General features: G+C 33.8%; 13 protein-coding genes. 7 read left to right on the forward strand and 6 right to left on the reverse strand.

The features are described 5' to 3' along the window. Positions 1–25: 25 nt before the first annotated feature. The 3 genes from ACYSNW_RS02325 to ACYSNW_RS02335 are packed head-to-tail and all read right to left on the reverse strand — an operon-like array spanning position 26 to position 2,544. Positions 26–760: a WxL domain-containing protein gene (locus ACYSNW_RS02325; RefSeq protein ID WP_461742780.1), complete on the reverse strand. Its 735-nt coding sequence runs from the start codon at positions 758–760 to the stop codon at positions 26–28. After that, positions 757–1,086, reverse strand: a complete 330-nt coding sequence (locus tag ACYSNW_RS02330; RefSeq protein ID WP_461742781.1) for a hypothetical protein — start codon at positions 1,084–1,086, stop codon at positions 757–759. The genes ACYSNW_RS02325 and ACYSNW_RS02330 overlap by 4 nt, the downstream gene beginning before the upstream one ends. A gap of 15 nt (positions 1,087–1,101) precedes the next feature. Next, the gene (locus ACYSNW_RS02335) at positions 1,102–2,544 is read right to left on the reverse strand and encodes an adhesive domain-containing protein (protein ID WP_461742782.1); all 1,443 of its coding nucleotides are present in this window, start codon (positions 2,542–2,544) and stop codon (positions 1,102–1,104) included. 1,124 nt (positions 2,545–3,668) lie between these two features. Here ACYSNW_RS02335 and ACYSNW_RS02340 point away from each other — a divergent pair. Genes ACYSNW_RS02340 through ACYSNW_RS02365 form a run of 6 tightly spaced genes read left to right on the forward strand, consistent with a single transcriptional unit; the run spans position 3,669 to position 9,174 of the window. Next, on the forward strand, positions 3,669–4,100 hold the full coding sequence (locus ACYSNW_RS02340) for a PTS sugar transporter subunit IIA (RefSeq protein ID WP_461742784.1): 432 nt from the start codon (positions 3,669–3,671) through the stop codon (positions 4,098–4,100). After that, positions 4,087–4,554, forward strand: a complete 468-nt coding sequence (locus ACYSNW_RS02345) for a PTS system mannose/fructose/N-acetylgalactosamine-transporter subunit IIB (protein WP_461742785.1) — start codon at positions 4,087–4,089, stop codon at positions 4,552–4,554. Before ACYSNW_RS02340 ends, ACYSNW_RS02345 begins: the two co-directional genes overlap by 14 nt. Continuing rightward, entirely contained in the window at positions 4,555–5,334 is a 780-nt protein-coding gene (locus ACYSNW_RS02350) for a PTS mannose/fructose/sorbose/N-acetylgalactosamine transporter subunit IIC (protein ID WP_461742787.1), read from the forward strand. It abuts the gene before it with no gap. Then, positions 5,331–6,155, forward strand: a complete 825-nt coding sequence (locus ACYSNW_RS02355) for a PTS system mannose/fructose/sorbose family transporter subunit IID (RefSeq protein WP_461742788.1) — start codon at positions 5,331–5,333, stop codon at positions 6,153–6,155. Before ACYSNW_RS02350 ends, ACYSNW_RS02355 begins: the two co-directional genes overlap by 4 nt. A gap of 1 nt (position 6,156) precedes the next feature. Next, complete coding sequence (locus ACYSNW_RS02360; RefSeq protein WP_461742789.1) at positions 6,157–7,200, forward strand: tyrosine-protein phosphatase; 1,044 nt, start codon at positions 6,157–6,159, stop codon at positions 7,198–7,200. A gap of 30 nt (positions 7,201–7,230) precedes the next feature. Next, positions 7,231–9,174, forward strand: a complete 1,944-nt coding sequence (locus ACYSNW_RS02365; protein WP_461742790.1) for an HTH domain-containing protein — start codon at positions 7,231–7,233, stop codon at positions 9,172–9,174. 268 nt (positions 9,175–9,442) lie between these two features. Here ACYSNW_RS02365 and ACYSNW_RS02370 read toward each other — a convergent pair whose 3' ends face one another. The 3 genes from ACYSNW_RS02370 to ACYSNW_RS02380 form a co-directional block, all read right to left on the reverse strand. Then, positions 9,443–9,781, reverse strand: a complete 339-nt coding sequence (locus ACYSNW_RS02370) for a nucleotide pyrophosphohydrolase (protein ID WP_461742791.1) — start codon at positions 9,779–9,781, stop codon at positions 9,443–9,445. A gap of 237 nt (positions 9,782–10,018) precedes the next feature. Continuing rightward, positions 10,019–10,525 (reverse strand): DNA topology modulation protein, encoded by a 507-nt coding sequence (locus ACYSNW_RS02375; protein WP_461742793.1) that lies wholly within the window; start codon positions 10,523–10,525, stop codon positions 10,019–10,021. 335 nt (positions 10,526–10,860) lie between these two features. Continuing rightward, positions 10,861–11,115 (reverse strand): DUF3788 family protein, encoded by a 255-nt coding sequence (locus ACYSNW_RS02380; protein ID WP_461742794.1) that lies wholly within the window; start codon positions 11,113–11,115, stop codon positions 10,861–10,863. Positions 11,116–11,433: 318 nt separating this feature from the next. Between ACYSNW_RS02380 and ACYSNW_RS02385 the strand changes: the two genes are divergently transcribed. Further along, on the forward strand, positions 11,434–11,619 hold the full coding sequence (locus tag ACYSNW_RS02385) for a hypothetical protein (protein WP_461742795.1): 186 nt from the start codon (positions 11,434–11,436) through the stop codon (positions 11,617–11,619). Positions 11,620–11,883: the final 264 nt, after the last annotated feature.

The following is an 11,883-nucleotide window of genomic DNA, read 5'->3' on the forward strand; positions in this document are numbered from 1 at the left end:
GCTACCACGTCCTATTCTCTCTACTTTATGGAGCTGTTGAAACGGTCCAAACAATATTCGCTTGATAAACGCCAGCTGTTGTCGCTTGTCCAGCAGGTATCGCTAATTTAAAATTAGTCAATGGTAATCTGGTAATTCCTTCCCCAGATCCTGTTGCAGCCACTAAAGCAGTTTGTTCACCGGCAGTCGTATTTAATTGAATTGAATTACTAGCCGGTCCAGTAATTCCTGTCACTGTTCCATTAGTAATATTGGTTGTGATTACACCCGTTGTAATCGTCAAATTCGTATTGTTCAATTTTTTAGTTGGACTTCCTACAATTGAAAAATCACTTTCTTGTTTTACTTTAATTTCCCAACCAGTTCCGACTCCTCGATTATCCTCTACCCCCAACGAACCGACAGTTGGTGACGCTTCATTATACTTAGTATTCAGTTCCGTTACATCGGTTATACCATCAGCATCAACTTCTCGTGCTTCCCATTCTTGTGATGCTGCAGATTGAATTTCATGATAACCAAAGTTTAAATTATTCGGCACCCATGACGCATAGTTTCCTCCAGCTTGTGGCGCCTCTGGTACGTTTGTTTCCGGATCAGCTGGACCACCCGTTCCAGGATCAACCGGTCCCGGATTAATTGATGTACCACCTGTAGTAAATTGGATCTTTCCTTGCGTATTCTCTTCCGCAAATACACTTCCGGCTCCTACCAAAGAAAATGCAACTAAACCGACTGATAACAATAAATTCTTTTTCATACTGATTTCCTCCTTAAAATAATATATAAACTATAAATTGTAACCAGGATGCCAATAAAAATTAAGAAATAACCATTCCTATCATTTGCTTTTAGCAAACTTTGCTGTTTAACAGTAGTTACTTTTTCTACAGACTCATTTTCATTACGCTCTTCATTATCCTTCGTCTCTTCCGTTTGTTCAGTTTGAACCGTACTGCTTGAACTCGTCGAGTCATCATAAAACTGAATTTGACCTTGTGTTGGCACAGCAGTAGTTATTTGAGGGGAAAAGAATACTAAAACGACAACAAGAGTTACACTCATCAATAGTTGCTGCTTCTTCATTTTCTCACTCCCAACTTAAGGACTCTCTGAAGCAGTCCAGATAACGGTTACCTGATATTCTCCAGCTTTTCTAACAGTATTTTTAGGAATAAACAATTCAAATTTAGTCAAATCAAAACCGAATTTTCCAGGTGCTGAAGTAGCATCTAGCCGAATAATTTCCTTTTCTTCATTGGCAGCTAATTCAATGGCTTGATTCGTTAAACTATAATTAATCGTAGTAGGATCAAAACCATCTGAGGAAAAATTAGCGCCATATATAAAAATAGAAGCGTCTAGTTGATGAGATCCATTCAACCAATTTGATTGTTTTTTCGCTTTCAAATTCCAGGCTTTCGAATTTTTTGTCGTATTGACATAATCGATTCGCCCAGTTGTTAGAACATTTGATTGGTTTCCATCTGTCGTTGCTTGCCATCGTTCATTTGTTATTGTTTGTATTTCATGCGAACCGAAATTTAACTGTGATGGCACATCTAAAGCGATTCTTTTTTCTGCTTTTTCGCCTTGAAGATAGACATTACTATTTCCAGTTACTGAACTAAATAAATTTATATCAACAATTTCAGATTTTAAAATTGTCATATAAAAAGGACTTGTTAAAATTCCATTTTCGTCTCCATAAAGCGCATGATTAGGCTTACTTAGTTGAATGGGAAAATCCACTTCCATCTCACTCAAAGCAGAGCCATTCACTAGTTCGTCTAATACTTCTGGCGTTGGATTAACCAACTGAGTCAGTAAATTATTAATAGCCGTCTGTAATGGATCCAGCAATGTTCCCACTAAGGTCCCAACTAAGCCGCCCGTTGCTTTTAATGTTTTAACATCTTGTGAAAGACTATTTAATAGCGTGACCAATTCAGTAACGATTGCCTCCGCTAAAGATGCTTGATAATCGGCAACAAGAATTTGTCCATTTGACTCAATTGGCGCTTCAAATTCAATTTCGCCTAAATTCTTTAGACGAGCTACCGTATTTGACATGCGTGTAATAACAACTCTAACCGCAGGTGACAATAGAGCTAAAGAGGGTTGCAGTAGATTAAGAATATTCTCGAGTAACGTAATAACCGTTCCTAATAGGCCACCCACCAATCCATTTTTCGACAGCAATACATCTACTTTCCCAATAGCATTAGCCGTTGATATCACGTTTCCAGATAATTCATCTGGAATATATAAAACTACTTTTTGGCTTCCAGGTAATAATTTAGCACCAACAATGTTAGCGCTAACAATTTTAAAAGAAAAAAAATGACTTTGATTATTTCCGCCAAAAATTAAGGGCTGAGTGACCAAACTCCCACTATTATTTGAAGCAGATTTACCAGATACTATTTCAACTTCAGCTAAAGTAGAAGCTTCACCACTAGGAACAACAACGACAAACCCATACCAATTAATCAGCAGACAGAGCAAAAATATTGATAAAAATTTTTTTTGCCACTCGAACAATTACTGAACACCTCCTCTAAAGTGAGAATTTAACGATATAATTAAAAGATAATACTCTAATTTCTTTAGTATATTTTAACAAAAATAAAAAATAACGACAAATGATATAGTAATTTTTACTTTAAATAACAAATCAAAGATTTTTTATTGCTAATCATTAGTACTCAGTTAATGGACACAATAAATAACTAAGTCATGAAGTGGGCTTTTCAAGGCTCTCTTTATAACTTAGTTCAGTATTTTCTATAGATTTCCATTTTCTAATTTTTATCTTGTTCATTCCATATCATATACATCTGTTTTTTATCTTAATTTATTTAAAAAATTATATCATTTCAGAATCTTGTTCGTTTTTTAGTTTTGTATCTAGTTTAAAAGATTCATTAATCCTTGGCATTCAAACTAATTTAAAGTATCTTTTCACCTCTCTACTTTTTTCTAACTATTCCTACCACCCAAATAATAACGACTTTCTTTCATCTGATTTTTTCAAAACTAATCATCATTTTTCTCCAATAAATAACAGTCATAATCAGTGTACTTATAATGATTCCAGTCTCTAAAATAACAACAAATTGATTTTCATAATCTGAGAAGTAAAACTTCCTCCCCACTTGTTCTCTATATCCTACTATTTTTACTTTAGATACTCCTAAATCTTTATCCAAACAACAACAATTATCACTCAATCATTTTGTTGCATTTATTTTCCAACGCGTTTTTTTATAATCCTTATTCAGTTTAATCTATTGACATTATTTTAGCAAAACACCGAATAATCTTTATTAATCAATAGCTTTTACTCTTTATTTTTTAGTCTTTTTTCACTCCCTATTTCCAACGCATCCATACTATGTTTTTTTATGTAAATGACAACTGAATATTTTTTCACTATATAAAGTGAAAAACAAGAACTTGAAAACGTTTTTCATCAACTATAAAATGAAATTGCATTAAGCGATTATTCGTTTAAGTGAAAAAAATAAAAAACAACTGAATATTTTTTCACTATATAAAGTGAAAAACAAGAACTTGAAAACGTTTTTCATCAACTATAAAATGAAATTGCATTAAGCGATTATTCGTTTAAGTGAAAAAAATAAAAAACAAAAGGAGAAAGTGAAATGAATGAGTCAATTGGGCTTTTAATCATGAGTCACGGCGATTACGGAAAAGCTGCCATCGAAAGTGCACAACTAATTGTGGGAGAACAAAAAAATTATGATACCTTAAGTGTTTTCGTCGTCGATCAAGTAGATGAATTAAAACAAGAAATGATGGTGAAAGTCGAAGCTTTGGATACAACAAAGGGGTTGTTGATCCTTACTGATATTATTGGAGGAACGCCAACTAATTTGGCAAGCCAATTATTAGTCAAAGCTGATACAGCTCTTGTTGCAGGAATGAATTTACCTATTTTACTTGAAGTATTAATGAATCGCGGGAAGACAATTGATGAACTACAAGAAGTTATTACTGCCGCCTATCAGCAAGGTCTAACAATCCGCACAAATAAAGATTTAGAAAAGGAAGATGATGAAGATGATTTGCTTTAGCAGAATTGATGATCGATTAATCCACGGACAAGTAGTAACTACATGGGTAAACATGTATAACATTGAACAAATTATTGTTTTAAATGATAAAATCGCCAACGATACAACTCAAAAAAACATTTTAGCAATGGCTGCACCTCAAGGGATTAAGGTCAAAGCCTTCCCCGTTGAGAAATTTGCTGAAATTATCAAAAAAACAGAGATCACGCGCAGAACAATGCTCTTATTTTCATCAAGTGTCGATGTATTAACTTCTGTTCAAGCTGGAGTTCCTATCGATGCATTAAATATCGGTGGCATGCGTTATCAAGAAGGCAGAGAACGTTTGACAAAAGCATTATCCGTAACACCTACAGAAAAAGAAGCTTTCCAAGAATTATTAATTAAAGGATTAGATATTACGGTACAGATGGTACCAAATGATGAAAAAATAAACTTGAAAGAGGTTATATAAATGATTACAGCCCTACTTATTTCTATTTGGGCGGGTCTTTGCGCGATCGATGATATCGGTCCCCAAATGATTCGCAGACCTTTGTTGATCGCAACTGTTGTTGGTATTATTATGGGGGATGTTCAAGCTGGTTTAGTGATTGGTGCGACTTTGGAAGTTATGTGGATGGGTGTGGGAAATGTCGGTGCTTACTCAGCACCGGATATTATCTCAGGAACAGCCATTGGAACAGCTTTAGGAATCGCCTCTGGCGGCACTGCAACAGCTGTCGCTTTAGCCGTACCAACTTCTTTACTTGCACAGCAATTATTGATTTTATACCGTTCAGGAATCGTTTATTTAAATCCAATCGCAGACAAAATCGCAGAAACTGGTGAATTTAAAAAAGTATTTAGAATCAATTATGTTCCAATGATGATTGCCTTCTTGATTCGTGCTGTACCAACCTTTGTGGCCATCTATTTTGGTGCTGGCACGATTGACAAAGTCGTTGAAGCATTACCAGACGACATCATGACTGGCCTAAGTGTAGCAGGTTCGATTATTCCTTCTGTCGGAATTGGTTTATTGATGTTAATGATGATCAAAAAAGGCGAGTTATGGACATTCTTGATTGCTGGTTTTACCTTAGCCGTTTATCTAGATTTATCTGTTTTACCAATCACTTTGATTGCTTTACCAATTGCCTTGATTTACGACTTAGCAACACATGAAAAAGTCGTTGTTGCAGGTAATACATCAAACAACACAAGTGATGACGAGGAGGATTATGACCTATGAGCAATCAAACACAAACAAATAAAATTACTAAAAAGGATTTAAACCGAATTTTTTGGAGAATGCAGCTATTAAATGTGACTAATAACTTTCAATCGATGCAAGCAATTGGTTTCTTATCTAGTTTTACTCCTGTTTTGGAACGTTTATACGCTGATCAACCTAATGAACTAAAGCAACAAGCAATGAAAAGGCATTTAGAATTTTTCAATAGTCATGTCAATGCGGATGCCTTAATTTTAGGTGTGGCAGCTGCGGTAGAAGAAACAACAACGGAAGAGGAAAAAGAAACAGTTACTGCAATCAAAACTGGATTAATGGGACCTTTAGCTGGAATCGGTGATAGTATCTTGAAATTCACTTGGTTACCAATTTGCGGTAGTATTGGCGCTTCATTAGCTCTAAATGGTAGTTTACTTGGTCCAATCTTAATGTTCGTTCTTTACAATACCGTCAATGTTGCCTCTAAATACTACGGAATCCATTTAGGTTACGCCAAAGGAATGGAAATGATTAACGGTGGTGGCGGTAATGTTTTACAACGGTTATCGAATATAGCAAATATTGTTGGGCTAATGGTTATCGGCGGTTTAGTCGCCTCGGTGGTCAAAGTAAATGTCGTAGCTGAAATCTCGGCTGGCGAAAACGTGATTAAGTTTCAAGAAATGTTTGATAAAGTAATGCCTGGTCTATTCAGCTTACTTGTCACAGTTGTTGTCTATAAGATTTTAAAGAAAACGAACGGAAAGCATGCGCCGCTGTTGATTTTGGGAATTATGGTTCTTTCAATTCTCCTAACGATGTTTGGCGTTTTAGGTAAATAAAATGAACGCAACTTACACAGTCACTCAAACAACAAAAAATACATTTACTTTTACAACAAGTGCTTCTTTCACTCAAAAAATAGAGGTATACTTGAAACAAACACCCGAAGATTCAGAACCACAGTTTTTAATTACAACAGAACAAGCGAACTTTACTATTGTGCTGCCAGCAATTGATTTCAGACCTTACTTTTTACTGAAAATTGGCGACACTCACATCACTGTAGCGGAACGGACACTTCCAATTGCTGGTATGAACAACTTTAGAGATATGGGTGGTTATCTGGCGGCAGATGGTAAAACAGTCAAATGGGGCGTACTCTATCGTTCGGATCATATTCATAATGCTGAACCCAAAGGAGTTACCTATTTACAGAAACTAAATATCCATACAATCATTGATTTTCGTAGCCAAGATGAAATTGAAAAATATCCCAATAAAAAAATTGCCGTTGATATTCAAACCTATCACTTAGATCCTGATGCTCATGCAGCGGAATTATCGGCTCAATTCACTTCTTCTAAAGATAATGAAGACCGTAATTTAATCGATAAAATCATTGAACAAAAGAAAAAGGGTCAATTAGTCAATCGCTATGATATTGTGATGGAACAATATGAAAACTTTGTCAAAAAAGAAAAATCGAAAGCAGCTTTTAGTGAATTATTAGCGATTGCTGCTGATCCAAAAGCACCTGCGATTATTCAACATTGTCGTGGCGGTAAAGATCGAACAGGTTTTGGTGCAATGCTTTTATTAGGTGTTTTAGGTGTATCAAAGGAAGATTTAGTTGCTGATTATATGCTGACTTATTCTAACCGTGTCGCTAGAAATGAATTAAAAATGACCGGCTACAAGAAATTAACAAATGATCCTGATATTTTAAACTATCTCTATTCGTTAATTGAAACAAAGCCTGAATTTATTGAAGCATCCATCGGTAAAATCGAAGACCAATATGGATCGATTAAAAATTATGCAAAAAGCGAACTGCAACTTACTGATGAAATGATCGAAACCATGAAAAAAATGTATTTAGAGTAACACAACTCATGATAAGGAAAAGTAAAGCAAATGAATCTATCAAAAAATATGGAATTCTTAGAAAATAAGGTAAGATTTAAAGCGCTTTTCCTTCTCCTGCTTCGTTCTGAAACATTTATCAAAAGTGAACATTTAGCAGCAGAATTAGGCGTTACCTCAAGAACTATCAAGACAGATATTCAAGCTTTAAAAGAAGAACTGGCAGAAATCGATATCATGATTGTTTCCAAACGTTCAAAAGGATACAAACTAGAAATCAACGATATACAGTATGAGAAAAGGATCAAAGAATTTTTCCAAATCTATCAAACAACAACTGTGGATAGCGAATTCGATACTAGGGTATACTACATTTTAAGACGATTATTGACTGCAAAAGGGCCGATAAAAATGGAAACCTTGCAGGAGGAATTAAATAGCAATACAAACAATTCTTTACGCAAAGAAATGCATCATGTCAAAAAATTATTAGCTGATTATCACCTAGCATTCCTAGTTCGTCCACATTATGGAATGTTGATTCAAGGAAGTCCTTTTAGGAAAATCATGTTAACTGTTCGAGTATATAAACAATTTGACAAAGTCTCTGATCCCGATTTTGGAATTCCAGCCTATAATGAACTCTTTTTTTGCGACCAAGCTGAAAAGGAGAAATTGCGAAAAGTATTTTATAAAACGATCATCGAATCACGGATTGTTTTTTCTGACATCAATGCGGAACGTTTTTTTGTTTATTTGATTTATTTTAGAAATCGTTCGATTGTGGATGAGGAACCTTTGGTAATGATGGATTTTCCTACAATTGATTTTGATTATCGAGCAACAGAAGAAAATGCTTTAGTGGTAGAAATTATTCAAAAATTGCGAAACCAATTTACTGGCTTTGAGTTTTCAGAAGAAATCAGTCGTTTTTTAACTTATATTGCCATTATTAGTACCGATTTATATCGCTTTAAGGATTGTACAAAAGAAAATTACGGCACTGTATTAGAGACTGCTGAAGAAACTAGAAATTTTCTACTTAGAAGATTGTCGAAAGATCTACAAATCGATATTTTTGATGATTATACCTGCATCAAAGATACGTTGAAAATCATGATTCCGATTAGTTTAAAAATCAAATTAAACGTTTCTGACAGTGTTGATTTAGGCTATGAACATATCAAAGATTATCAAAATGAACCAATCCTCGAACACTATATGAATAAATTATGTGCGGAATTCTATTCACAATATGGCTATTGTTTCTCGATTCGTGAACAGCATATTTTGTTTAGCACCTTCTTAGGTATGTTAAACCGAATCACGCTAGAACATCGACAATTAAAACTAGCAATCATTGCCATTGATGGACGTTTAGGGACCCAGAAATTAAAATTTAATTTACTACATCATTTTTCAGAATACATTGAAAAAATTGAAACACGTGTCTTATATGAACTAGATTTTTTAAAAGATCAAGGTTATGATTACTATCTTTGTTCTAACTATGGCAAAAATATGAATATCAACTATGCACCGATTTATTTTGCTGAAACAGATATGACTGAATTTGAATACGTAGATTCCTTGCGCCATATTTTTTTGGATGCTTTCGACTACGATAAAATCATGCCCCCCATTTCATTTATTGAAATGGATTTAAAATATAAGTTTAAGCATTTTCCAATTGAAACGTATTTTCAAAAAAATAGTCTGTATGAACATATTGAAATCAACGGAAATACGTCGATTCATCTATATTTTAGTTTAGATTCTCAAGTCGAAACATTTCAACTCTTCACCTTCCCAGAAATCACTGATTCTTCGATCGATGGACAGGAATATTATTTATTGATCAACCTTTCGATTGCAGAAGACAAACAAAAATTCCGAATGTTTTTGACAATTATCAATCACTTGGTAGTCAATCGAGGAACCTTAAAAAATGTTTGTCATGAAAGAAAAGAAACATATAGTCACTTTTTCTTGTAAGAATAAGGAAGTTTGTTGAAACAGAAATATTTCACTTCAAGAACCAAGTAGGTAATCCCCCATTGAATCACTTTTTTCTTCGAACGTATCGCAATAAACAACAACTCAAAAGAAACACCAGATAGGATTACATTCGATGTGGAATGATTCCTGTCTGGTGTTTTCAATTTTTGGGTAACCGAGTAGGTATTGTGCAACATCAGCTTATTTCCGAAATCTTCAAGTGGTTGTTTACTTTTGCCTCCCCCAAGTTTTATTCATTGTTTTCTTAAAGCTCAGAATATTTCTGATTGCTGCCTTTGCTTTTATCAATAGGATATTTTTGATTATTTTTCACCAATTTTTCTTCAATGATTTGATCAATATCAAATCCTAAATTATCTGCAAGCATATAAGAATAAATCAGCACATCTGCTAATTCCTCTTTCAATCTTTCTTCAGAAGTATTTACTGTTTCTTCTGCTGTTTTCCATTGAAATAATTCCAGCAATTCAGAAGCTTCTAATGTAATTGAAAGAGCTAAATCTTTTTCATTATGAAATTGGCGCCAATCCCGTTCATCTCTAAAACGATTGACTTTTTCCATACTAGTCTCTTCTTTTCCCATGATGATCACACACTCTCTCTAATTTCTCACTTTTCAATTAACGAATACCTCTATTATAAAAGAAATTGCTTATTATTCATACTTGACTGTTCATCAAGCTTAGGGAATACTTGACGAATCGTTTTCCAAATTGTTTTTTTAAGCTATCTCTGCTAATAATTAACGCAAAATCAACTGAAGCTTAAGCACTCTATAAGATTAAGACAAACAATTAAATTCTTCCACACCTCAGCTTTTTCAATTTAATTGATTTAAAAAATGGCGGATTTGTTTTTTGTTTTTTAGGACGACTACCTGTTTAGATTTAGGCGTATCTCTTAAAGCCTCTAAAATTTCAATTTTTTGTTTATTAGGAAAATTCCACACCCATTTGATAAAAGCAAAATCAAATTTTTCAGGACAATCCGCTTGCATATCAGGTCTGGTTGTTCCATTATATTTTTTTACTCTTTTTAAAATTTGATAAATACACATCCATCGATTGAAATCTAAAAAAATGATTGTGTCTGCTGCATCTATTCGGATATCTAATGTTCCGCCAAAATTTCCATCAATGATCCATGAAGGATTCTTAACCAAATTATTCTGGCACTCAATCTGATATTCTTGATCGGTCATTTCCCAATTAGGTTTCCATAACAAACGATCTAGATGAAACACTTCAATAGCTAATTTATCTCCTAATTCACAAGCTAATGTTGTTTTTCCAGCACCACTAGAACCAATTATTATAATTTTTTTCATGAGAACACCACTCCAGTCTATTTGAGGAAATGTTCATTATATCATGAAAACGAGCCGAATAATTAAGAAAATATTCACCGCTATTGTTTTCAGATACTCCCTAGTTCCATATGTACTTAATTATTTTCCATTTTGAGAATCTTTTTCTTGTGATTTTTTTGGTTTTACTTTAGCACCCATCAACCGTACAAGATCTAATAGTTCCTCATTCTTAGAAACTGAATAATGAAGTCAGCCACCATTAACACCACAAGGATAACGGTTTTCCAAAGCTACTTGAATTTCAGGTGACAAATCAGCCAACATATCTTCTACTTTCTGGGCACCTTTATCGTTTACAGAAATCGTACAGCAAAAACCGTTCTCTTCAAAAAAACATATAGCAACAACGTTTTTCTATGTGCATACCGGAATCCCCAGCCATATTCATTGCCAAAAGGAAATTTTAATTCACGATTTAACTCATACCGTTCCAACAACATATTCTCAAAGCAGATTAATCTTTGCCAAGCAGCAGCTCCTATAAAAAATTGAACATCCTTTTTTGTCGGTAGATTCTCTTTTTCAATCAAGCGTTTCTTCTCTGACATTTGAAAAACACCTTTCTATTTTTCGTTAATAACACCATAACATAAAAGAATGTAAATCTACCATTACCATTATGTTTTTATTTTGTTAAGTAAAATTAATTTACGTAGCAGAAAGCATATTCATAAAATTCAATTAAATAAAAAGATTCTACCTGTGATGTTATACAAAAAACGTTGGGAAAAAAGTGCCGCTTGAAATAAATTCATTTAGTTAACTAAAAAAATAATGACCGTTTGAGCGTGATTTACTACCATTTAAGATTTTTTAACTCTGTTGCTTCATACATTTAGTATACTTATAAAAAAGGAGTGATTAAAATGGCAAAATATACAACTAAAAATGCCTTCAGCACGCTAGGAATCTTCTGGCTGTGTTTTGCATTCGCTGCACTTTTCGGTTCAGGTATTCTTCAATTTATTGGCTCAATTCTTTTAATTACTTTTAGCTTTGGAATTACCGGATTATTTATTTGGTATAAGTTTAATGAAAAGAAAGCACCTTAATATTTAATATCTAACAAAAATAGCGAGGTTGGAACAGAAGTGTTTAACTCCATGAACTAAGCGACAAATCACGAAAATTGTTTTTCAAATTTTTGTGATTTGTCGCTTAGTTCCGTAGGATTTGCTTCAGCTCTCACCCTTTATTCGTTTTTAGGACATAAAATAAAAGTGGTTTTTACTTTTGTCCCACACTAAAACTGGATAAATGGCAAAATCCACCATTTCCTTCCTCTCATTTTTTATATACTAGAATTGCAAGAGCTG

Source organism: Enterococcus sp. LJL99, assembly GCF_054871725.1.